Origin of the sequence: Rothia nasimurium (genome assembly GCF_004569295.1) — a bacterium.
Taxonomy (GTDB): domain Bacteria; phylum Actinomycetota; class Actinomycetes; order Actinomycetales; family Micrococcaceae; genus Rothia; species Rothia nasimurium_B.
The window spans coordinates 14,960-35,624 of sequence record NZ_SPQC01000026.1 but is presented as its reverse complement, the minus strand read 5'-3'; the positions used below and the strand labels follow the sequence as shown (position 1 = coordinate 35,624).

Genomic DNA, 20,665 nt, shown 5'->3' with positions numbered 1-20,665 from the left:
TAGCGGGGCTAGAGCTGACATACTTAGGGGTATGGCTCGACGTAGAAATAACGATATTAGCCCCGAGGAATTCCGGGAGCTCATGCGAGAGATTAATAAGCGCATGATTATTGCCGGCCTCATTGTGATTGGGGTCGGTCTGGCGATTATTGGCCTGATGACCCTGGCCTATGGAGGTTAGTATGACGAACTGGGATGAGCTGCGCGCCGGTAAGACTGTCTTTGAGCAGATGACGGCGGGGTTCGCCTACCGCCCGGACGAGGAGTGCGCCGATACCCACTACCGGGTGGTGGAGCTGGTGGAGGAATACACCCGGCTGTACCGGGCCCGCGATAGCCGCAAGCAGGAGGTGCTAGCCCAGATTGTGGGGTCTCTCGGTGAGGGCTCCACGATTCGACCCTCGGCTGCCTTTGATTACGGGGTCAATACCCATATTGGGGCGGGTTGTTTCTTCAACTTTGGCTGCGTCTTCCTTGACGTTGCCCCCATTACCTTTGGCGATGCCGTCCTGGTGGGCCCCAATGTACAGTTTTTGACCCCCACCCACCCCCTTAACCCGGTAGACCGCGAGGCCCTGTGGGAGGGTGGTCTGCCCATTACGGTGGAGCGCAACGTTTGGATTGGCGGCGGGGCGATTCTCTGCCCGGGCGTCACCGTGGGTGAGAACGCCGTGATTGGTGCCGGCGCTGTGGTGACCAAGGACATCCCCGCTAACGCCGTGGTGGTCGGTAACCCCGCCCGGGTAATTAAGTATGTGGGCGCCGATGAGCGCCCCACCGACCCGGCCCACCAGTACAGCCCCCAGGCTTTGGGGCTGGCGTAAGTATTTTTTGTAGAAAGGGGCGCTGCCGGTGACCGACCAGCCTAAGAACCGCCGTGATTTTGATGAGTGGGACGCGGTCTTTGAGGACTCCGACCCCACCCGGGTGCTTGACCCGCGTACCTTCGGGCAGGACGCTGGTAGCAGCCAGGCGTCCACCCCTGCGGACGCCGGGGTCTCGGCTACCCGCTACCAGCGCAGCCCGCAGGTGGGCCAGGAGTACCTGCAGGCCGCACCGGCCCAGGCTCAGCCCCCGCAGCAGGTTTATTCTGCTGAACCGGCAACTCCTGCCCAGCCGGTGCAGGCGTCCGCCTACCCGGCAGCACATCTAGGGGCGATGGCTCCCGCCGCTGCCCTCAAACGGGTGCAGTTTATCCCGGCTTTCTGCGGCGCCCTGGTCGCCTATGCCCTGGCCACCGGCAGCCTGGCCCTAGCCCGCACGGTGATGGGTGTTCTAGGAGTTTCTACCTACAGTGGCCTGACCGAGACGGTTCTAGCCGTCACCGCCCCCGCCAGCCGCCCCCAGGCCCTGCCCTGGCTCATCACGGTCGCCGTCCTTATTGCGGTGGCCTTTGGCTTGGCCGGCTACACAGCCTCCCGCATGACGGCCCTAGCTCCCAGCAAGCAGGCTGTGGGCGTCCTTGCCGTCAGCACCCTGGGCGTGCTTCTTGCGACCCTGCTTACCTGGGCAACCGCCCAGCTCACGCACCCTCTTGCCCCCGCCTATGCCCTTCAACCCCTCCTAACCCCTGACCTGGCTATCGGTGCCCTCACTGCCCTGGCCACCGGCGTCCTGGCCCTGGTTAGCGCCCTCATCGGGGCAGGGCTGGGCACTCGCTACCATCGCGCCCTTACCGGCGCGGACGCCCGAACCCGCTAAGACAGCAGAAGCACGTCACAGCGCCCACAGTTCAGCCCACGAAGCACACTTTGCCTGTAAAATATTTTCGTAAGAAAAACACCCCAGTCTGCTCACCGCACCACACACAGCAACCGACGAGCAGCCACCGCCCACAGGTGAAGGTTGCACCAGCACACGAGGTAAGTAGGGATTATGAGCGTATTACGCGTAGGCATTGTCGATGACCACGAAGTCGTCCGCGAAGGTATGCGAGCAGTCGCAGCAGGCGCCAGCGAAATCGAACTGGTCGCCGCAGCCCCCACCGCAGCCGACCTGCTCGTTGCCCTAGGCCGTAGCCTCTCCGACCCCTCGTCTGCTGACCTGGGCAAGCTCAAGCGCGACTGCGACGTCGTACTGCTCGACCTCTCCCTGCAAGATAAGTCCCGCCCCTCAGAAAACGTCGATATTCTGCAGCGCGCCGGCATCAAGGTGCTCATCTTCAGCATCGGCGAGAACCCCGGCCTGATTCGTGAAGCCCTCAAGGCAGGGGCCCTGGGCCTGGTGCGCAAGTCAGAGCCCCTGGAACACGCCCTGGCAGAAGCCAAGAATATCGCCGAAGGCAAGGCCGTTGTCACCAAGGAACTGGCAGCAGCAATCGACGGTGACCACGAGTTCTCCCGCGCCAACCTCTCACCCCGCGAGCAGGAAACCCTGCGCCTCTACGCCTCAGGTTTCGCGCAGGTTCAGGTAGCCCGCCGTATGGGCATCAAACAGTCCGCTGTTAAGACCAACATCGACCGCATCCGCGAAAAGTACGCCCGCGTCGGCCGCCCCGCCCCCACCAAGATTGACCTGCGTATTCGCGCCATCGAAGACGGCCTGGTCGACTCCATGGTAGACACCTCCACCGCAGACCGCAACCTCTAAGAAGCGAAGACCTAAGGACGCACCCTGTCTACCACCACCGGCGGCGCCTCCCGGGACCTAGCCCACGCGCTACAACCGCCGCGGGCGGACCGCATCCGTTCCTTCTCCTTCAAGTCGCTCTCCCTCACCACCGGGCAGCAGCGACTCATGGGCCCGAGTTCCTTCGGCCTCTACTGCACCCTGGAAATCATCTACTCTCTGATTGCAGTAGGCCTTCTCTGCCAGTCGCTTGCCAACATCTCAGAGATCCGCGGGGGCGACTCCTACTGGTACCTGGCGATCATTCCCCTGCTGGTTGCCCATGCGGCCCTGCTCATGTTCAACGGCATCCGCAAGGAAGTCTCAGCCAAGGTCGTTAGCTTTATGCTGGCGATCGCCTACGGTTCCTACATTCTGTGGCCCTTCACCGTGGGTGCTGAGCACTCAGCTATTCCCTGGTCCTGGCTCTTTGGTATCTACGCCATGCTGGTTCCGGTCTTCGAAGAGAGCCCACGTGAGAGCATTATTCACAGCGTCGCCTTCCCGGTGCTGCTGGTGGTCAGTTCGGTGGCAGCCCACCTGCTCAAAGGCTCCCCCCTCGATGCCACCGAGCTGCTCATTCGGGTGGCCTACCTAGGCTTCTGCTGCGCCCTGCTAGCTGGCCTGGCCCGCTTTGCCCTCAACGCCGTCCGCGAATCAGATAAGACCTACTACGAGACCCTCTCTGCCCAGCTTCTGCTCAACCGCTCCCGCGACTACGCCAAGGAGCTGCAGGACTTCGACAAGCTGGTGCACGATAACGTCATGGCAGCCCTGCTCGACGCCAGCCGCAACTCCGGTGAGCTACCCCAGCGCACCCGTCTGCTGGCCCGCCGCGCCATTGGCGTGCTTGAAGAAGAGGCCCTCAAGTCCCAGCCCCAGCGCCCTATCACCTTCCAGGCCCTGACCGAGCAGATTGCCGAGGGCGTGGAACCCTGGAACCAGCGCCTGCGCTTTGTCTCCGACTCCATCGAAAAGCACCTGCTAGCCAGCCCCGACTCCACCCTGCCCTACACCGCAGCTAGAGCCTTCACCCACGCCGTCACCGAGGCTGTGTCTAACTCTGCCCGTCACTCGGGCACCCGCACCACCCAGATCTCGATTCGCACCGAGATGCGCCGCCCCTTCAACTCCACCCGCTCCGACGAGGTGCGCCCCTATATTCTCTGCACCATCTCAGATAAGGGCCAGGGCTTCTCAATGAGCGACATCGACTTCCGCCGCCTGGGTGTGCGCGTGTCGATGATTCGCTCTATGGAGGACACCGGCGGTATGGTCACCATTACCTCGGCACCCGAGAAGGGTACCCGCGTCGTCGTCCAGTGGCCCCACGAGGAACCCAATGCTGGCTAAGTACTACCGCTCCCGCATCCTCACCCTCATTCTGGGCACCGTCACCCTGCTGATTCTGGGGTCTTTCTTCTTCTGGTACGACCACTACACCGTCACCCGCGCCCCCCACTGGGCTATCCTGCTGAGTCTCTACGCGCTAGCCGCGCTGCCGGTCTTCCTGCCCACCAAGCGCCTGGCTCTGCCCGACATCATGATGCCCATTATCATGGTGCTCGCTCTCAACTCGGTCGATACCACCCTGAGCGCCATCAGCCACTCGATTACCTTCTCCAATCTCTCCTGGCCCCTCATGGCCTATACCCTGCTGGCTGCGGGCCTGGTGCTGCGCCGCCACACCTTCTTCGGCTGGCTCTTCTTTTGTGGTTTTGTGGTGCTGGTGCTGAGCTGGCACACCAACTATTTCGATACCCGCCTGACGCTCTCTACCGAGTTTGCTATCTCTTTCCTGCTCATGCTGGTGAGCATGATTGTGCCCAAGCAGATTGAGCAGGCGGTCTCTAAGACCAGGCAGGCCCGCGGTATGCGCATTATCGCGGACGCCGGGCGCGCCGAAGAGACAGATATGGGCGCTATTGCCACCCATCGCGTGCAGGAGGTCCGTGCCCTGACCGAGGATATGCTGCACCGTATCGCCTACAACGAGTCGCCGGTGACCCGCACCGAGATGGACGAATTCCGCTTCACCGAAGCCCAGTTGCGCGATACGATTCGTGGCCGCTACATCGTGAATAAGGAGATTCTGGACGCCGCCTGGCTGGCCCGTCAGCGCGGGGTCAAGGTCGATATTCTGGACGAGCGCGGCTCGGCCCTACCCTCCCGCGTCTCGCTGGTCCTTACCCAGTGCGCGGTCGATCTTTTTGATAACGCGTCAGGCGGTACTATCACGGTGCGTGCCTTCCCCGCCGATGACCAGACCGCCGTTATGCTGGTGCACGACGGCAACTCAGAGGACGAAGAGCCTAGCGCTATCGAGATTTCGCAGACCGGTGTGATTGAGCGTTTCTAGGGCTTATATAGTCTGGAGATTCCACCTCTGGTGGGGCAGTCTTGGGGGCATTTTGAGGGAAGCAGTCAGGCTACTGCCCACAGCTTACGCCCTAGTGTCACCCTATATGAGGACATACACCCCCCCAATGGGCTCAGCTAAAATTTAAGTAACTTGAGTGCTTCTTGCATCGAGTCGGGGGACTCGGTGTTCTGGCGACGTTGGGGGACTGACCCAGAGATTATCAAGGGAGGCACTTCAAGGGCATAAGGTAACCTACGAGACCTGAACCTATGTGGGCTCAGTGCCCATAGATTCGGATTTCTTGGGGGAGATAATTCGGATTATGCTCCAGGTTTCGTACCTTGGCGTTGCGAGGCTCCCGCCCTAACCGGCGGGAGCCTCACTATGTTCACACTTGTTCCGTTGGTTTTTAGCCATCAGGTTGAACTTCCAGCGGGGCCAGCGAGGTTACCGTGTGCTGCAAGGCCCGGGCGCTCTTTGAGTGCCCGGGCCTTGTGCTTTCCCGGCTCTTTTACATGTCCAGGAGCAGGGCCGGTTCTTCGAGAATCGAAGCGACATCTGCCAGGAACTTAGCCGAGAGGTCACCGTCAAGGACGCGGTGGTCAAAGGAACCGCCCAGGGTTGTGACCCAGCGGGGAATCACTTCGCCGTCTACGACCCAGGGCTTCTGCTTGATGGTGCCGAAGGCAATGATGGCGGCCTCACCGGGGTTGATAATCGGGGTTCCGGTATCAATACCCAGAGAGCCGATGTTGGTGATGGTCATGGTGCCCTGCTGCATTTCGGTGGGCTGGGTTTTACCTTCGCGGGCCCGGGTGGTCAGGTCGTTGAGGGCCAGGGCCAGCTCGCGCAGGTTCATGGTCTGGGCGTCCTTGATGTTGGGAACCATCAGGCCGCGCGGGGTGGCTGCGGCGATGCCGAGGTTCATGAAGTGCTTAATCTGAATCTCGGAGTCTGTCCAGGTGGCGTTGACCTGCGGAGTGCGGGCGGTTGCCCAGATAACGGCCTTGGCCAGAATCAGTAGCGGAGTGACTTTGACGCCCTCAAACTGGGGTGATTTTTTGAGGCGCTTGACGAATTCCATGGTGCGGGTGGCGTCTACATCGACGAAGATTGAGACATGGGGCGCCTTGAAGGCTGACTCGACCATGGCTTTGGCGGTGGCCTTGCGGACGCTCTTGACCTTGATACGTTCGATACGGTCGCCGCCAGCACCGGCGGGAATCCAGAAGCTGGTGGGGTCGGTAGTGTCGGTGACGCTGGCCTGTTCGGTGAGGCTCAGGTGGGCTGCGTAGTTGAGCAAGTCGCGTTTGGTGACCTGCCCCTGCTCCCCGGTGGGGATGACCTGGGCTAGGTCGATGCCCATATCTTGGGCGGCTTTACGTACGGGGGGCTTGGCCAGGGGCTGGCGGCGGGGTACCTCGCTGGTGCCGGTTTCTGCGGGTAGCTCATGGCTTCCCAGGCGTCGGAGCATTCCCTTGCCGCCTTCGCCCAAGAGCTTGCCCGCGCGGGCAGGCAGGCCGGTCAGCAGCTGGCGGCGGCTGTCGGTACCCAGCGGTGCAGAGTCAGGTACCTGAGCTGACACAGCAGCGCCGGCAGGTGCCGCAGGCAGCTGGGCTGATGCAGCAGCGGGCTGACTAGCTTTCTTGCGGACCCGGCGTTTGACGGGGTCGGCCTTGGGGCCCGAGCCTACCAGGGCGTTGCCACCGCCCTGCTCCCCTGCCGGTGCGGCGGCCTGCTGGGGGGCGGCGTCCGGACGCTCTGCCGCAGGCCTACTCCCCCCGCCATCTTCGGCGCCTTCCCCGGCGATAGCGATAATGGGGGTGCCTACCTCTACCGTCTCGCCCTCGTCAACCATGAGCTCCTGCACGGTGCCCTCGTAGGGGGAGGGCAGCTCAACGACCGACTTGGCGGTCTCGATTTCAACGAGTATGTCGTTGACCTCGACGGTGTCGCCGGGGGCTACCTTCCAGCTGAGGATTTCTGCCTCGGTGAGGCCTTCGCCCACATCGGGCAGGTTAAAGATCTGTGACATGGTGTGCCTTTCGGGCTTTAGTAGGCCAGGGAACGGTCGACGGCTTCGAGCAGGCGGTCTATGCCGGGCACGTACTCTTCTTCGACGCGGGAGACCGGGTAGGGCATGTGGTAGCCGCCCACGCGGATCACGGGGGCCTCGAGGTGGTAGAAGCAGCGCTCGGTGATGGCGGCTGCGATGTCTGAGCCGATGCCGCCGAAGGTGGGGGCCTCGTGGGCCACGACCAGGCGGCCGGTTTTTTGTACCGAAGCTTCGATGGTGGGGATATCAAGCGGTGAGAGGGAGCGCAGGTCTATGACCTCGATGGAGTGGCCGTCCTCAACCTCGGCCTGGGCGGCAGCCAGGGCCACAGGAACCAGCGGGCCGTAGGTGGCGATGGTCAGGTCTTCGCCTTCTCGCACCACCTGGGCGGTAAAGGGGTCGAAGTCGGTATCTGCGAAGTTGACCTCGCCCTTCATCCAGTAGCGGCGCTTAGGCTCGAAGTAGATGACCGGGTCGGGGTGGGCGATGGCTTTGCGGAGCATCCAGTAGGCGTCGTGGGGGGACGAGGGGGTCACCACGCGCAGGCCCGGGGTGTGGGTGAAGAGGGCTTCGGGGGACTCCGAGTGGTGCTCTACCGAGCCGATCATGCCGCCGTAGGGAATACGGACGGTAACGGGCACCTCGTACTGGCCGTGGGTGCGGCCGTGCATTTTAGAGAGCTGCGAGGTGATCTGGTTGAAGCCGGGGAAGACAAAACCGTCGAACTGAATTTCGGGTACGGGTCGGTAGCCGCGCAGGGCCATACCGATGGAGGTTCCGATAATGCCGGATTCTCCCAGGGGGGTATCCATGACGCGGGTGGGGCCAAAGGTTTTTTGCAGGCCGTCGGTTACGCGGTAGACGCCGCCGAGTTTGCCGATGTCTTCGCCCAGGGCCAGGACCTTGCGGTTGGCGGTCATTTCATCGTGTAGGGCGCGGGTAATAGCCTTAGCTAGGGTTAGGGTCTCGGTGCCCTGCTGAGGGGTCTGGTCTGACATGATTTAGTCCTCCTCGAAGCCGTCGTTGTAGGCGCGGTAGAAGGCGCGGTCGTCCTCAACCTGCTGGTGGGGGGCCGCGTAGGCGCGGTTCAGGTAGGTTTCGAAGGTGTCGGGTTCGCTGGAAAGAACGTAGGAGCGGACGCCCTTCACCTGCTCTTTGGTGTAGGCGGTGACCTCGTCGAAGAAGGCGTCAACGGCCTGGCCGGTTGAGCGCAGGTAGGCTTCGAGGCGCACCATGGGGTCGAGCGGCTCGTAGGTGGCACCGTGGTCTTCGGGGCGGTACTTGGTGGGGTCGTCGGCTGTGGTGTGGGGGCCGAGCCGGTAGGTTTCTGCCTCAATCAGCACGGGCCCCTCCCCCGCCCTGATTTTGTCCATGGCGTAGCGGGTGGCGGCGTAGACGGCTAGCACGTCGTTGCCGTCCACGCGCAGGCCCTCGAAACCGTACCCGGCGGCGCGGGTTGAGATGGGCACGCGGGACTGCACGCTAAAGGGCACAGAGATGGCCCAGTGGTTGTTTTGCACGAAGAAAAGGACGGGCGGGTTGTAGCTGGCCGCAAAGACCATAGATTCGTGTACGTCGCCTTCGGTGGTTGCCCCGTCGCCAAAGTAGACGGCTACGGCGGGTTTCTCGGCGTCCTGTTCGGGGCCGGTTCCTTGCCCCTGGCCGGTCTGGGCCTGACCGGTTTCTGCCTGAATCTCGGCGTCGAGGTTTAGGCCCATGGCGTAGCCCGTGGCGTGGAGTACCTGGGCGGCCAGCACCAGGGTGTAGGAGTGTACGTTGTGTTTTTTGGCGTCCCATCCCAGGGTGCCCGAGCCTCGGAAGAGGGGGGTGATTTCTTCGGGGGTGATGCCGCGCTCGAGGAGGACCCCGTGGTCGCGGTAGGAGGGGAAGATGTAGTCGTTGGCAGCAAGGGCCCGAGCGGACGCCACCTGGGCAGCTTCCTGCCCACGGGAGGGAACCCAGAGGGCCAGCTGCCCCTGGCGTTGCAGGGAGGTCATTTCGTCGCAGAAGCGGCGGGTCAGGGCCATGGTGCGGTACATGTCTTTGAGGTCTTCGCCGGTGAGTTCGTCGGCGTAGGCTGAGAAGCTGGTGTGGGGGGTGGTTTCACCCGCTTCGTTCATGAGCTGGATACGCTCTGGCGTTCCCCAGGGGTTGGTGGGGTTTTGCGTCTGTGACATGGGGTCTCCGGTCTTGCTCTGTTAGTACCTTTTCTTAACCCTACGCCTGCCGGTGGGCAGAGAGGGTCTATTTTTAGAATTTTGAGGGATTAATTGCAAATAAGTTGGGGGTAGGCGGGCGGACAGCCCCGCCCGCCTACCGTCCGTCTGCCCTAGAGGGGCTTGGTGGTGCGCTCTTCGAACTCTGCTGCGATTGTGAGCAGGCGGGCGTTGGCCCCGTCCTCACCGATGCTCACGCGCACACCCTCGCCTGCGAAGGCGCGCACGGACAGGGCGTTAGCTTCTGCCAGGGCAGCGAAGGCTGCCGAGTGCTCGCCCAGGGGAAGCCAGACGAAGTTGGCTCGGGTTTCGGGTACCCAGTAGCCCAGCTCCTGGAGCTCGGCGACGACCTTTTCGCGCTCAGCCACCAGGTGCTCCACACGCTCCATGACCTCATCATTGTGATCAAGGGAGGCCACGGCAGCCTTTTCAGCCAGAGCACTCACCGCAAAGGGGGTGGCACCCACGCGCAGGTGGGCGGTGACCTCGGGGTGGGTGATGGAGTAGCCCACGCGCAAACCAGCCAGACCCTGAGCCTTGGAGAAGGTGCGTAGAATAGCGACGTTGGGGTAGTCGGGGTAGACGTCCAGGCCGTTGACGGGAGGTTCTTGACCTTCGGGAATCTCGGAGGCCGCACAGAACTCAAAGTAGGCCTCGTCAATCACCACGAGTACGTCGCTGGGCACCTTGGCCAGGAAGTCACGCATCTGTGATTCGGTGACGGCCGGGCCGGTAGGGTTATTGGGGGTACAGATAAGGATGACGCGGGTCTGGTCGGTCACGGCTGCAGCCATGGTATCTAGGTCATGGGCGCCGTTGGGCAGGTTGGGCACCTGCACGCTCTTAGCACCGACCAGGCCAACGCAGATGGGGTAGGCCTCAAAGGAGCGCCAGGCGTAGATAACTTCGTCCTGCACACCGTCGGCGTAGGTACCTGCAAAGGTGGTCAGAATCTGGGTCAGGGCACCTAGGCTTCCTGCGCCGGTGACGATATCCTTGGGGTCAACCTCCAGGTGCTCCCCTAGCGCAGTACGCAGGGCGGTAGAGAGCGGGTCGGGGTAGCGGTGGACGGTATCGAACTCAGCCAGAATCTGAGCAACCGAGGCCACCGGCCCGAAGGGGTTCTCGTTGGATGAGAGCTTGTACTGGGTAAGCCCCTCAACCGGTGCCGGGGGTTTACCTGCGGCGTACTTGGGGAGCTGATTGAAAACCGGGCGGGGGTGCAGCCCGGAGCGCTGTGAACTTGTCATGCCATCCATTCTAGTGTTATAGGCCACAAAATCTAAGATTGGAGGTACCGCTCTTTTGGTCAGCGGTGCACGCAACCGGTGGTTGCAGCCCTCTCTTTCTGGTAAAGTTTTCTTTCGTTCGCCCCTGATAGAGGGGTAGGAACAGGCCTCCATAGCTCAGGGGTAGAGCATTTCCCTCGTAAAGAAAAGGTCGTCAGTTCGAATCTGACTGGGGGCTCCATTAGCAAAAATCTCGCGGCCCGCACCGGTTTAGGTGCGGGCCGCGAGATTTTTGCTGCCGGTTTGAGGCCGGGCGGACGAGCCACCCCACCTTCCTGGGGCCTGCGCCTCGGGCGGTGGGCTAGTCGTCGTCCATGTGGTTTTCGGCTCCATAGCCAATCAGGTAGGCCCAGATCCAGGCGGTAACAACCGCTAGGAAGGGTACTACCAGCAGGTGGGTATCGTTGGCGAAGAGCCAGCGGTAAAAGCCCCAGAGGGCCAGTGAGGGTACCAGGAGCAGGGCAAAGAGCAGCAGGAACCCGCGGGAGAAGCCACCGCGGGGCGTCCTGCGGGTTTGAAAACCAAGATAATTCTTCACGCTACCTACCCTACCGCTGCCACCTGGGAGTTCTTCTAGCTACGCCACAGGCCGTAGGTCTTAGCCAGGGATGAGACCTTGCGGGCGCGGGCCAGACGGGGCAGGTAGGAGCCGTCCTTAGGCACGGAGTCGCCTTCGCTCTTCTGGAGTAACTCGCGGGCCCACTCGATTTCATCAGCACTGGGGGCCAGGCCCACGTTGATGGTTTCGGTCTGGCCGGGGTCGAGGGTGAGCTTGCCGGTCATACCATGGCTAGCGGTTACCGCGCAGTCTTTAAGCAGGTCGCCGCCGTGCTTGCCGACGGAGGGGCCGTCGATGGGGCCAGCCAGGCCGCCCACGCGGGAGGCCAGAACCAGCTGGGAGCGAGCATAGGCCAGGGCGATAGGGTCTGCGGAGACGCCGGTATCGCGGCGGTAGTCACCCACGCCGAAGGCCAGACGGAAGGTGCCGGGGGCCTTTGCGATACGCACAACGTTCACCATGCCCAGTGCGGTTTCGATCAGAGCGATAACGGGGGTACCTGCCGGGAGCATCATGGCGGTGCGGGTGACGTGGTCGGGGTGCTCGGTCATGGCCAACATGACGCCCTTGAGCCCGCTCGCCCGGTTGAGGGCTTCAAGGTCTTTGGCCCAGTGGTCACTTTCGATGCCGTTAATACGCACCCAGGCTGAGGCGCCATTGTTGAGCATCTCGATGATGTGCTCGCGGGCCTCGTCCTTTTGCTCTTCGGGGCAGCCGTCCTCTAGGTCGATGATGACCGAGTCGGCCTCTGATTCAAGGGCGGCGGCGATGGTTTCTTCGCTTGCGGCGGCAGAGACCAGCAGCCAGGAGCGGGAGAGATGGGCGGGCAGGGAGGCTGCGCGTTCGTTGCGGTGAAAGTTAATCACGGGTGTGTCCTTGTAAAGGCTATTTTGACCGCTTCAAGTTTACCCTGCCCGCTTACCCCGGGGCTGGCTGTCTCTCAGAGTAAAACCTAGGCTGCCGGTGAGCCCTCTAGGCGGCCGTCGACCATGTGCTCGACCCGGTCGGTGAGCTACACCTGTTCAAGGTCGTGGGTAATCATGAGGGTTGCGGTGTTGAACTCGGCGGTGACCTTGGCCAGGAGCTCGACGATGGCGGCGGAGCGTTCGGCGTCGAGGGCACTGGTGGGTTCGTCGGCCAGGAGCAGGGAGGGCGAGCCCATGAGGGCACGGGCGATGTTGACGCGCTGACGCTGGCCGCCGGAGAGCTGGTGTACGCGGCGGTTGGCGGCATCGCCCAGCCCTACCATGTCGAGCAGGTCGGCAGCGGTAGCGCGGGCGGCCTTGAGTTCTGCCCCGCGGGCGCCACTGATGCGGGCGGTGAGCTCTAGCTGTTCGGCGGCAGTGAGGGAGGCAATGAGGTTGGGCTGCTGGAAAATAATGCCGATGTCGGTGCGGCGCAGGGCTGCGAGGTCGGTGTCCTTGTAGGCGGTGGTGTCGGTGCCGTTGATCAGGCGGGCCCCGGTGGTGGGGGTGATGAGCCCGGCGGCAACCGATAGCAGGGATGACTTACCCGAGCCAGAAGCACCGGTCAGGGCGATGAACTCGCCGCGGCCTGCGGTGAGGTTCACGTGATCTAGGGCGCGCATGGTGCGCGGGTTTCCCTTCTCGTCTACGCCATCGGGGTAGTCCAGCACGATGTTGCGCAGTTCAAGGACGCTGGGGGCAGCTAGGGTTTCTTGGGCCAGGGGGCGGGTGAGGAAGTCAGTCATGGTGAGGCTCTTTTCTGTTCTAGTTGCCGCCGAGAGCAATCATGGGGTCTACGGTGGCGACGCGGCGCAGGGCGATGAGGGCACCTCCCATGCCCAGGGCCCAGATTCCGGCGGCGGGGCCGGCGATGGTGAGGGCTGAGAGCTGGAAGGGTACGGCTCCTGCGGCCAGGGTGCCAAGGCCCCAGCCCACCAGGGCACCGAGGGCGGCACCAACGGCGAGAATCACGGTTGCCTGGGCGAGGGCGTCCCTGGTGAGGAAGGCGCGGGAGGCGCCCAGGGCTCGCATGACGGCAATGTCGCGGGTGCGCTGGATGGTCCAGACGGTCAAGAAGGAGATAATCACCAGAGCGGAGATGCCGTAGAGGAAGCCCTGCATGGTTTTAAGGGAGCCGTTCTCGGAGGAGTAGGCGGGCAGGGCTGCAAAGGATTCGCGGGTGGTCAGGGCCTGGGTTCCGGTGGCATCTGCGGTGGCTGCGTAATCTGCGCTACCGGTTACGGCCAGGACGGTGCCGAGCACGGCGTCCTGCTCTTCGGTTTCACGCTGGTGGGTGATGCCCTGCCAGGTGGCGGTGGTTGCCCAGCCTGCGTTGGTGTGGGAGTAGAAGGTGTCTTCGGTGATACCTGAGACGGTTACGTCGGTGCCCGAGAAGGTAACGGTATCGCCCACGGTCGCGCCGATCTCTTCAGCGACGCTGGTGGGCATGGCGATCTGGCCGTCACCGGGCTGGGTGCCCTGGATGAGGGACGCTGTGTGTTCAGCCAGGTCAGAACCGGCGGGGGTAGCGATTAGGCTCATCGAAGCGGCTCCGTTGCCCTCAACCTTGCCGGTGAGGAAACCGACCGGGGTTGCGTTGGCACCGGCTGCCTGCCACTCGTTCTGCAGGCTGACAGTGACAGCAGAATCGGTGAAGGAGGCCTTACCCCCGCTCTCAGACGGGGCAAATACGAAGCGGTCAGCCCCCATCTTTTCAAGGGCATCGGTGTTCTGGTTGCTCAGCCCACCGGTCAGGCCGGTCAGCATGACCAACAGCAGGGTAATCAGGGCTACTGTCGCCCCAATCAGGGTGAAACGGCCCTTAGCGAAGAGGATGTCACGCCAACCGACGAACATGACTGCACTACCTTTCAAACACAGGAAAACTTGATACTTCTATTCAAGCTCCCACCGGGGGTTACCCACATCGGGGTAAGGGTTGAACCTGGAGTCAACCATTTGGTTGATGCGACCACCCGCTGTGCAGACTTCTTGGGCTGTGTGCAGAGAAAACCCTGCACACAGCCCAAAAACCCTGCACAGCCCAAACCTGCACCGGGTCGGCAAAAGGTAAAGTGAGTTTGTATGACGACCGCGCCCAGCCCCCTCCCCGCTACTTCCTCGCAGCAAACTCTGTTGGTGCTCAAGATTCTGCGGGTGAGCCTGCACATCATGTTCGCCTTTCTGCTGTGTTTCGGTGCCGTTCTGGCCCTGGTCGGCAGCGTCTACCAGGTGCGGCATACCGTCATCGGGGTGCTCTCACTGGTGCTCGGTGGAATCTACCTGGCCGGTACGGTCTACGAGAACCGGCGGGGGCTACCTGCAACCTTCACCGACTTCTTCCCCCGGCCAGGTGCGTCCGCCCGCTACCGGCAGGCAGCTCGTTTTACCCCCGCCCACCTGTGGCTACTGATCATCACCCTGCTGTGGCTGGGGCTTATGGCGCTCGATAGCTCCTTCACCTGGGTGGTCTTCCCCATCATGTTCCTCTACCTGCACCTGCTCGCCCCCGTAGCGGGGGTAGCTGCCACCCTCGTCCTCTGTGCCCTGGCCATTGCCCTGCCTCTGGTGGGTCCTGCCGGGTTCGGTCTCGGCTACCTTCACTCCGAGGGGCTAGCCCCCGGCTACCTCATCGGCCCCACCCTGGGGGCCCTGCTCGCCATCGTCATCTCCTTCACCTACCGCGCCCTGCGCGCCGACGCTGCTCGCCCAGCAGCTCCGCGCGGTGCAGGCCGAGCTCGTCCAGCAGCAATACAGCGCCGGTAAGCTCGAAGAACGCGAGCGCCTGGCCCGCGAAATCCACGACACTCTGGCGCAGGGGCTTTCGTCCATTGTGCTGGTTTCCCGGGCAGCGGCGTCCGCGCTTCAGGGGGGGGGAAAAGGCGGACGCCGCAGCCGCCCAGGTGCGCGTTATCCAGGACTCGGCCGCCGCCAACCTGGCTGAGGCCCGCCGCTTTATTCGGGATCTCTCATCCCCTGCCCTGGATGATTCCCTGGTATCAGCACTCAGGGCTCTCGCAGCCTCCACCGAAGCTGCCCAAAAAGCCGCCGGAAAGCCCCTCACCTGCGCCTTTATTCTCGAGGGGAAGGAAGAAACAGCCAACGCCCTGCCCGAGGCGGTTTCGGCAACCCTCATGCGCGTAGCCCAGGGCGCCCTCGCCAACGTCGCTGCCCACGCCGAAGCCAGCCGCGCAGCCCTCACCCTTAGCATCTGGCCCGGCGAAGTCACCCTCGACATCTTCGACGACGGCCGAGGCTTCACCCCCACTCCCCTAGCAGCAAGCCCCCTCAGCGAAACCGGAACCGGCTACGGGCTCACCTCTCTCAGCGAGCGCGTTGCCCACCTCGACGGTAGCCTAGACATTGAAAGTACCCCCGGTGAAGGCACCGTCCTCACCGCCCGCATCCCCCTCAGCCAGACCAACCAGCACCGATCCGATCAGGAGGCCCAGTGACCGTCCGCGCCCTACTCGTTGATGACCACCCCGTTGTGCGCGCCGGCCTGCGCGCCATGTTCGAAAGCTTTGAAGGCATCGATGTGGTTGCAGAAGCAGCCGACGGGTCGGCGGCGCTCACCGTGGCCGCGGAGCAGACCCGGGCTGGGGCGGCACTGGATGTGGTAGTCATGGACATTCAGATGAAGCCCATGGACGGCATCGAGGCAACTCGCGCTTTCAAGGCTGCGGGCGGGCCGCCGGTGCTGATTTTGACGACCTTTGACGCCCAGGGCGATATCGTTGCGGCTATTGAGGCAGGGGCCCTGGGCTACCTACTGAAGGATGCCCCGCCCAAGCAGGTGCAGGCAGCGGTACTGGCGACGGCGCGGGGTGAGCGGACGCTATCGCCCGAGATAACGGCGGCCTTGATGGAGCGCATACAGCGGCCCGCTATTTCTCTGTCGGCCCGTGAGATGGAGCTGCTCAAGCTGCTGGCTACCGGGGCTACCAACAAGGAGCTGGCTGAGGCTCTCTTTATTTCTCAAGCCACGGTGAAGACCCACCTGGTGCATATCTACACCAAGCTGGGCGTCGATAACCGCACGGCAGCTATCGCTGCGGCCCGGAGCGAGGGGCTGCTCTAACTCTTGGTTCCCGCTAGCTCTTAGTTCCCATGGGGCCGGGGGTATCAGCTGCTGCCGCCTGCTTCTTCCAGCTCGCCCCGAAGTAGCGGTCTTTAAAGCGCATCACCGGCACTTCGACCACCAGGTACATCGCCACACCGGCGGCCACGCCCAGCGGGGCCAGCAGGGCAACCTGGGTCAGGGTGGGCAGCCCGTGCAAGTGAGGTTCCAGGGCCTTGAAGAGCACGTCGTGCACCAGGTAAATACTGTAGCTCGACAGGCCAATCAGCTGTAGGGGCCGCCAGGCCAAGAAGCGGTGCACAGTAGCACCCAAGGGCTGGCGCGAAGCAACCAGGCCCCAGAGCATCACAGCGGACGCCGCCCAGGCCTGGAGCGAATAGCGCACCGTATCGCGGAAGGTATCATCCCGAATCACCAGAGTCAGCAGGTAAACCCCCAGGGCGGCAAAAAGCACCCAGTTGCGCCCCAGAAGCGGGATGGTGCGTCCGTCCTGAATCAGGGCCCCCGACCGGTAGCGGCGGCCCACGACCTCACGCCCCAGCACCATCTCGTCCGCGGCGTAGCGGTGGTACCACAGGGAGGTGAGCATGCCGATGGCAATAGCCTCCATGCGGGTATCGGTGCCGAAGTAGATGCGGTCGGCGCTAGCGCCGGCGTCATGCAGAACCCAGCGAGACAGCGACGAGTAGAGCACCACAGCTATACCCAGTAGGGCCAGGGCCCGCCGGTAAGCGGTCCAGCGCACCAACACCAGCCAGATTAGGGCAAAGACCAGGTAAAACTGCTCTTCAATCGACAGAGACCACATGACGTGCGTACCCGGCAGTACCGTAATCTGCGAGTCCAGGTAGCGCAGGTTAAAGAAGAAGACCTGTCCCAGGAAGTCCAGAGTATCGACGGCCCCACCCATCGACCGATAGACCAGCGTGGGTATCACAATCGCCAGAATCAGGGGCGGGGCGATTTTGAGCAGGCGGCGAATGTAGAAGCCTGCTAGGTCGAAGCTACCGGTCTTATCGCGTTCTCGCAGCAACAGGTAGGTGATGATAAAGCCCGAGATAGCAAAGAAAATTGTTACACCCGACCCGCCCGGCACAAAGGTCAGCCCGGCGTGGGAAAACACCACCAGAAGCACCGCAAAAGCGCGCATCGCGTCAATGTGGGCGTAGCGGTTCATGGCGTAGAAATCCCCTCTGAATCACGTGCGGTGTGTGGCAGTGCCCTGAGAAAGCGCGAACGGGCACCCACCTACCTTACCGGCTAGCAGTACAGGTGGGCAGGCACTTTTTAGGGGATAGCTACGCGATATGGGTGACAGAACCGGTTAGGACACCGGGGCGAAGGCTTCCTGCCGGGCGGCCGCCAGGCGAGCTTCGGCGTCCGCAACGTGCTGCTGCACCGTTTCGACCCGGCGGGCGATGGTGGCGGTGCGGGTGCAGTCGGTGCCGCAATCACCGGCGCAACGGGTCATAGCCAGGGCCTCAGCGCAAAGGGCTAGGGAGTTACCCGCCTTGGAAAGCGCTCGGTGCAGGTCGGAGTACACCCCGGTGGGGGAAGCGGGGATATCGTTTGATTCACTAGGGGCCAGGCGCTGGGCCTCGGCGGCCACGGTGCGGACGCGCGGCAGCAGATCAGCCAGGTCATTGGCCAGGGGGACGAGCTCTTCAAGAGTGGGCCCGGCGGGTACGCGTTCGAGAATCTGGTGGAAGCGGTCAAGGCCACGGACGAAGCGGTAGTGGGCGCGGCGCCAGAGGCCTTTGCCGAGTTCGGCGTCGTCCCTGCGGCTCTGTAGGAAGTCTTTGATACCCACGGTTACTCCTTTCACGAGGTCTACATACTTAGGTTACCCTAATTTCACTACTCCCCGGAGAAGGTACCATCGCAGTCAGAAATACCCAGCTAGTTCGTGGATTTTTCTCACTGTGACGGTACCTACCGTGGTCAGCTAGCAGCACCGAGCTCCCGGGTTCTTATCGAGGGAGTCGGTATAGTCTTTCCAGAACTCCCGCTCGGTCATAGGAGCGTGGGCGCAGCCACTGGCGCGGTGGTGGGCCAGGTACTTCTGGTACTTATCGGCGCCCATAACTCCACTAGCGAACCAGCGGATACGGGTGAGAAAAGAACGGATGCTCATACTCCCCTCCTAGTGGCCACTGTGCCCGGCAGAACCGCTGATCTGGTCGGGGTGCTTGCGGTAGAACTCCTGCCACTGGGCCTCTAGCTCCCGCTCGGCGGGGGTGGCAATCATGCCAGCCGGGGCGTAGAGCTTCGACTCGATGTAGGGGTTTTCTTTGCTTTCCTTCGCGTGGCCGTTCTTAGCCTTGACGACCTCAATTAGGGCGGTAACAACGACCACCAGGGTCAGCACCACGAAGAGGATAGAAAGCGAGCCCTGCACGAAGGTGTTGCGTACAACCGCCTCCATGGCAGCCACGTCCTTGGCCGCACCCAGCGAGGTTTCACCGGCTGCCAGAGCATCCTTGTAGCGGAAGTGGTTAGCCCAGTAGCCCACAGCGGGGTTGGACGAGAAAATCTTCTGGTAGGAGCCCACCACCGTAACAACCAGGTCGAAGACCAGGGGCAGGGCAATAATCCAGAGGTACTTGAAGCGGCCCTTATTCGCGGCAATCGCCAGGCAGACAGCCAGCGCAACAGCAGCCAGCAGCTGGTTAGCGATACCGAAGAGGGGGTAGAAGGTGTTGATGCCGCCGAGCGGGTCGGTGACACCCAGAATCAGAATCGAACCCCAGCCTGCCACCATGACGGCGGTGGTCAGCCAGGCGCCCAGTCGCCAGTTATGGTCACGGAACTTGGGAAAGAAGTTGCCCAGGGTATCCGAGAGCATGAAGCGGGCTACGCGGGTACCGGCGTCCACCGCGGTGAGGATGAAGAGAGCCTCAAACATGATGGCGAAGTGGTACCAGAAGCTGGTGAATTCGAACCAGGGCAGCATCTGGTTGAGAATCAGCGCCATACCCACGGCCAGGGTGGGGGCGCCACCTGTGCGGGAGACGATAGAGTGCTCACCGACGGCGTCCGCAGTGCCCTGCAGCAGTTCGGGGGTGACGTGCACGCCAGCCAGTCCCAGGGAGTTAACGAAGGCGGCCGCTGATTCGACGGTACCGCCGGTTGCTCCGGCTGCTGAGTTCATGGCGAAGTAGATACCGCGGTCGATGGTGACAGCAGCGACCAGGGCCATGATGGCAACGAAGGACTCCATGAGCATGCCACCGTAGCCAATGAAACGGGTCTGGCGTTCCTTTTCAACCATCTTGGGAGTGGTACCCGAGGCGATCAGGGCGTGGAAGCCAGACAGAGCACCGCAGGCGATGGTGACAAAGAGGAAGGGGAAGAGGGAACCCGACCAGACGGGACCGTCGGCGCGGCCGGCGAACTCACTGATGGCGGGGACGGTAATTTCGGGGCGGACGACGATAATGCCGACAGCCAGTAGCACGATGGTGCCCACCTTCATGAAGGTTGAGAGGTAGTCGCGCGGGGCGAGCAGCAACCAGACGGGCAGGACGGCGGCGATAAAGCCGTAGATGATGACGCACCAGGCCAGGGTGATGCGGTCGAGCAGCAGGTACTCCATGCCCCAGGCGGTGTTGGAGACCCAGCCGCCGCCCACGATAGCGGCCATGAGCAGGACGAAGCCAATCAGCGATACTTCGCCCACCTTACCGGGGCGCAGGTAGCGCAGGTAAACGCCCATAAAGAGGGCAATAGGGATAGTCATGCCCACCGAGAAAACACCCCAGGGGGATTCACCCAGGGCGTTGACCACGACCAGGGCAAGAATAGCGGTAATGATGATCATGATGGCCAGAGTTGCCAGAATGGCGGCGTAGCCACCTACGGTTCCTAACTCTTCCTTGGCCATCTGGCCCAGGGAGCGTCCGCCCCGGCGCATGGAGAAGAAGAGCACCAGGTAGTCCTGCACAGCGCCGGCGAAGATAACGCCGACGATAATCCAGATGGTGCCGGGCAAAAAGCCCATCTGGGCTGCCAGGACGGGGCCTACCAGGGGGCCAGCGCCCGCGATAGCGGCGAAGTGATGTCCGTAGAGTACGCGGCGGTCGGTGGCGGCGTAATCCTTGCCGTCAGCGTCGTATTCGGCAGGGGTCGCGCGGCGGTCATCGGGCTGGGTGAGCTTGGCTTCGATGAAGCGGGCGTAGAAACGGTAGGCAATCAGGTAGCTACAGACGGCGGCGAAGACAAACCAGATGGCGTTGACGGTTTCGCCGCGGAAGATAGCAATCATGGACCAGGAAACCGCTCCGACCAGGGCGATGAGGGCCCAGATGGCGACGGTTTTGGGCTTCCGGGTGCGGTGTTCGGCGTCGAGCACGTCGGGGTCGACGTAGGGCTTCGGCCGCTCCTGCTCTAGGGTTGAAGAGCTCTGTGGTGACATGGTGAGGCTCCAATGTGACTGTGATATCCCACAACTGTGTGGGTGTGTGCACTCACACAATACTCCTCCATGGGCGCCAGGTCACATATTACGGCACTTGTGGCGCCGCTTTTCAT

At 62.7% G+C, this 20,665-nt stretch carries 21 protein-coding genes, 1 tRNA gene and 1 pseudogene; 11 read left to right on the top strand and 12 right to left on the bottom strand.

From position 1 onward, the window contains the following. The first annotated feature begins 31 nt into the window (after nucleotides 1-31). The 6 genes from E4U03_RS12860 to E4U03_RS08020 all read left to right on the top strand — a co-directional run bounded on the left by E4U03_RS12860 (nucleotide 32) and on the right by E4U03_RS08020 (nucleotide 4,966). The gene (locus E4U03_RS12860; RefSeq protein ID WP_167752362.1) at nucleotides 32-181 is read left to right on the top strand and encodes a hypothetical protein; all 150 of its coding nucleotides are present in this window, start codon (nucleotides 32-34) and stop codon (nucleotides 179-181) included. A gap of 1 nt (nucleotide 182) precedes the next feature. After that, nucleotides 183-824 (top strand): sugar O-acetyltransferase, encoded by a 642-nt coding sequence (locus E4U03_RS08040; RefSeq protein WP_135013032.1) that lies wholly within the window; start codon nucleotides 183-185, stop codon nucleotides 822-824. Between the two features lie 28 nt (nucleotides 825-852). After that, entirely contained in the window at nucleotides 853-1,701 is an 849-nt protein-coding gene (locus tag E4U03_RS08035; protein WP_135013031.1) for a hypothetical protein, read from the top strand. Between the two features lie 174 nt (nucleotides 1,702-1,875). Beyond that, the gene (locus tag E4U03_RS08030; protein WP_135013030.1) at nucleotides 1,876-2,589 is read left to right on the top strand and encodes a response regulator transcription factor; all 714 of its coding nucleotides are present in this window, start codon (nucleotides 1,876-1,878) and stop codon (nucleotides 2,587-2,589) included. Between the two features lie 147 nt (nucleotides 2,590-2,736). After that, the gene (locus E4U03_RS08025; protein WP_135013029.1) at nucleotides 2,737-3,960 is read left to right on the top strand and encodes an ATP-binding protein; all 1,224 of its coding nucleotides are present in this window, start codon (nucleotides 2,737-2,739) and stop codon (nucleotides 3,958-3,960) included. Next, on the top strand, nucleotides 3,950-4,966 hold the full coding sequence (locus E4U03_RS08020; protein WP_135013028.1) for a hypothetical protein: 1,017 nt from the start codon (nucleotides 3,950-3,952) through the stop codon (nucleotides 4,964-4,966). The genes E4U03_RS08025 and E4U03_RS08020 overlap by 11 nt, the downstream gene beginning before the upstream one ends. Before the next feature lie 514 nt (nucleotides 4,967-5,480). Here E4U03_RS08020 and E4U03_RS08015 read toward each other — a convergent pair. The 4 genes from E4U03_RS08015 to E4U03_RS08000 all read right to left on the bottom strand — a co-directional run bounded on the left by E4U03_RS08015 (nucleotide 5,481) and on the right by E4U03_RS08000 (nucleotide 10,491). Further along, complete coding sequence (locus E4U03_RS08015) at nucleotides 5,481-7,004, bottom strand: dihydrolipoamide acetyltransferase family protein (RefSeq protein ID WP_135013027.1); 1,524 nt, start codon at nucleotides 7,002-7,004, stop codon at nucleotides 5,481-5,483. 17 nt (nucleotides 7,005-7,021) lie between these two features. Beyond that, nucleotides 7,022-8,023 (bottom strand): alpha-ketoacid dehydrogenase subunit beta, encoded by a 1,002-nt coding sequence (locus E4U03_RS08010; protein WP_135013026.1) that lies wholly within the window; start codon nucleotides 8,021-8,023, stop codon nucleotides 7,022-7,024. Nucleotides 8,024-8,026: 3 nt separating this feature from the next. After that, entirely contained in the window at nucleotides 8,027-9,202 is a 1,176-nt protein-coding gene (locus E4U03_RS08005; protein ID WP_135013025.1) for a thiamine pyrophosphate-dependent enzyme, read from the bottom strand. A 152-nt stretch (nucleotides 9,203-9,354) separates the two neighbouring features. Continuing rightward, nucleotides 9,355-10,491 carry a histidinol-phosphate transaminase gene (locus E4U03_RS08000; protein ID WP_135013024.1) on the bottom strand — a complete coding sequence of 379 codons (1,137 nt, stop codon included), beginning with the start codon at nucleotides 10,489-10,491 and terminating at the stop codon, nucleotides 9,355-9,357. A 145-nt stretch (nucleotides 10,492-10,636) separates the two neighbouring features. Here E4U03_RS08000 and E4U03_RS07995 point away from each other — a divergent pair. Continuing rightward, a tRNA-Thr gene (locus E4U03_RS07995) sits at nucleotides 10,637-10,711 on the top strand. Between the two features lie 120 nt (nucleotides 10,712-10,831). Here the strand turns inward: E4U03_RS07995 and E4U03_RS07990 are convergent. From E4U03_RS07990 to E4U03_RS07975, 4 genes are all read right to left on the bottom strand, one after another. Next, nucleotides 10,832-11,068, bottom strand: coding sequence for a hypothetical protein (locus tag E4U03_RS07990; protein WP_135013023.1), 237 nt, complete (start codon nucleotides 11,066-11,068; stop codon nucleotides 10,832-10,834). A 35-nt stretch (nucleotides 11,069-11,103) separates the two neighbouring features. After that, nucleotides 11,104-11,955: an HpcH/HpaI aldolase/citrate lyase family protein gene (locus E4U03_RS07985; RefSeq protein WP_135013022.1), complete on the bottom strand. Its 852-nt coding sequence runs from the start codon at nucleotides 11,953-11,955 to the stop codon at nucleotides 11,104-11,106. Between the two features lie 146 nt (nucleotides 11,956-12,101). Further along, a complete protein-coding gene (locus E4U03_RS07980; protein ID WP_135013021.1) occupies nucleotides 12,102-12,800 on the bottom strand; it encodes an ABC transporter ATP-binding protein in 699 nt (232 codons plus the stop codon). A gap of 19 nt (nucleotides 12,801-12,819) precedes the next feature. Next, nucleotides 12,820-13,911, bottom strand: a complete 1,092-nt coding sequence (locus E4U03_RS07975; protein WP_135013020.1) for an ABC transporter permease — start codon at nucleotides 13,909-13,911, stop codon at nucleotides 12,820-12,822. 228 nt (nucleotides 13,912-14,139) lie between these two features. On the opposite strand from E4U03_RS07975, the gene E4U03_RS13185 reads away from it, so the two are divergent. The 4 genes and pseudogenes from E4U03_RS13185 to E4U03_RS07965 all read left to right on the top strand — a co-directional run bounded on the left by E4U03_RS13185 (nucleotide 14,140) and on the right by E4U03_RS07965 (nucleotide 16,135). After that, entirely contained in the window at nucleotides 14,140-14,820 is a 681-nt protein-coding gene (locus tag E4U03_RS13185) for a hypothetical protein (RefSeq protein ID WP_209304147.1), read from the top strand. Continuing rightward, a pseudogene (locus E4U03_RS13790) lies at nucleotides 14,780-14,878 on the top strand (histidine kinase); the annotation flags it as partial. The gene E4U03_RS13185 and the pseudogene E4U03_RS13790, both read left to right, overlap by 41 nt. A 7-nt stretch (nucleotides 14,879-14,885) precedes the next feature. After that, nucleotides 14,886-15,509, top strand: a complete 624-nt coding sequence (locus E4U03_RS13175; RefSeq protein WP_228066019.1) for a sensor histidine kinase — start codon at nucleotides 14,886-14,888, stop codon at nucleotides 15,507-15,509. After that, nucleotides 15,506-16,135, top strand: a complete 630-nt coding sequence (locus E4U03_RS07965) for a response regulator (RefSeq protein WP_135013019.1) — start codon at nucleotides 15,506-15,508, stop codon at nucleotides 16,133-16,135. Before E4U03_RS13175 ends, E4U03_RS07965 begins: the two co-directional genes overlap by 4 nt. Nucleotides 16,136-16,148: 13 nt before the next feature. Here E4U03_RS07965 and E4U03_RS07960 read toward each other — a convergent pair whose 3' ends face one another. The 4 genes from E4U03_RS07960 to E4U03_RS07945 all read right to left on the bottom strand — a co-directional run bounded on the left by E4U03_RS07960 (nucleotide 16,149) and on the right by E4U03_RS07945 (nucleotide 20,549). Next, nucleotides 16,149-17,312 (bottom strand): acyltransferase family protein, encoded by a 1,164-nt coding sequence (locus tag E4U03_RS07960; protein ID WP_135013018.1) that lies wholly within the window; start codon nucleotides 17,310-17,312, stop codon nucleotides 16,149-16,151. Between the two features lie 147 nt (nucleotides 17,313-17,459). Next, nucleotides 17,460-17,945, bottom strand: coding sequence for a dehydrogenase (locus tag E4U03_RS07955; protein ID WP_135013017.1), 486 nt, complete (start codon nucleotides 17,943-17,945; stop codon nucleotides 17,460-17,462). 135 nt (nucleotides 17,946-18,080) lie between these two features. After that, entirely contained in the window at nucleotides 18,081-18,269 is a 189-nt protein-coding gene (locus tag E4U03_RS07950; protein WP_135013016.1) for a YbdD/YjiX family protein, read from the bottom strand. A gap of 9 nt (nucleotides 18,270-18,278) precedes the next feature. Next, on the bottom strand, nucleotides 18,279-20,549 hold the full coding sequence (locus E4U03_RS07945; RefSeq protein WP_135013015.1) for a carbon starvation CstA family protein: 2,271 nt from the start codon (nucleotides 20,547-20,549) through the stop codon (nucleotides 18,279-18,281). Nucleotides 20,550-20,665: the final 116 nt, after the last annotated feature.

What these genes read in the sequence shown, in the direction of transcription:
- E4U03_RS12860 (WP_167752362.1), top strand. Translation starts at nt 32, where the DNA reads ATGGCTCGACGTAGAAATAACGATATTAGCCCCGAGGAATTCCGGGAG.
- E4U03_RS08040 (WP_135013032.1), top strand. Translation starts at nt 183, where the DNA reads ATGACGAACTGGGATGAGCTGCGCGCCGGTAAGACTGTCTTTGAGCAG.
- E4U03_RS08030 (WP_135013030.1), top strand. Translation starts at nt 1,876, where the DNA reads ATGAGCGTATTACGCGTAGGCATTGTCGATGACCACGAAGTCGTCCGC.
- E4U03_RS08025 (WP_135013029.1), top strand. Translation starts at nt 2,737, where the DNA reads ATGGGCCCGAGTTCCTTCGGCCTCTACTGCACCCTGGAAATCATCTAC.
- E4U03_RS08020 (WP_135013028.1), top strand. Translation starts at nt 3,950, where the DNA reads ATGCTGGCTAAGTACTACCGCTCCCGCATCCTCACCCTCATTCTGGGC.
- E4U03_RS08015 (WP_135013027.1), bottom strand. Translation starts at nt 7,004, where the DNA reads ATGTCACAGATCTTTAACCTGCCCGATGTGGGCGAAGGCCTCACCGAG.
- E4U03_RS08010 (WP_135013026.1), bottom strand. Translation starts at nt 8,023, where the DNA reads ATGTCAGACCAGACCCCTCAGCAGGGCACCGAGACCCTAACCCTAGCT.
- E4U03_RS08005 (WP_135013025.1), bottom strand. Translation starts at nt 9,202, where the DNA reads ATGTCACAGACGCAAAACCCCACCAACCCCTGGGGAACGCCAGAGCGT.
- E4U03_RS08000 (WP_135013024.1), bottom strand. Translation starts at nt 10,491, where the DNA reads ATGACAAGTTCACAGCGCTCCGGGCTGCACCCCCGCCCGGTTTTCAAT.
- E4U03_RS07980 (WP_135013021.1), bottom strand. Translation starts at nt 12,800, where the DNA reads ATGACTGACTTCCTCACCCGCCCCCTGGCCCAAGAAACCCTAGCTGCC.
- E4U03_RS07975 (WP_135013020.1), bottom strand. Translation starts at nt 13,911, where the DNA reads ATGTTCGTCGGTTGGCGTGACATCCTCTTCGCTAAGGGCCGTTTCACC.
- E4U03_RS13185 (WP_209304147.1), top strand. Translation starts at nt 14,140, where the DNA reads ATGACGACCGCGCCCAGCCCCCTCCCCGCTACTTCCTCGCAGCAAACT.
- E4U03_RS07960 (WP_135013018.1), bottom strand. Translation starts at nt 17,312, where the DNA reads ATGAACCGCTACGCCCACATTGACGCGATGCGCGCTTTTGCGGTGCTT.
- E4U03_RS07950 (WP_135013016.1), bottom strand. Translation starts at nt 18,269, where the DNA reads ATGAGCATCCGTTCTTTTCTCACCCGTATCCGCTGGTTCGCTAGTGGA.
- E4U03_RS07945 (WP_135013015.1), bottom strand. Translation starts at nt 20,549, where the DNA reads ATGTCACCACAGAGCTCTTCAACCCTAGAGCAGGAGCGGCCGAAGCCC.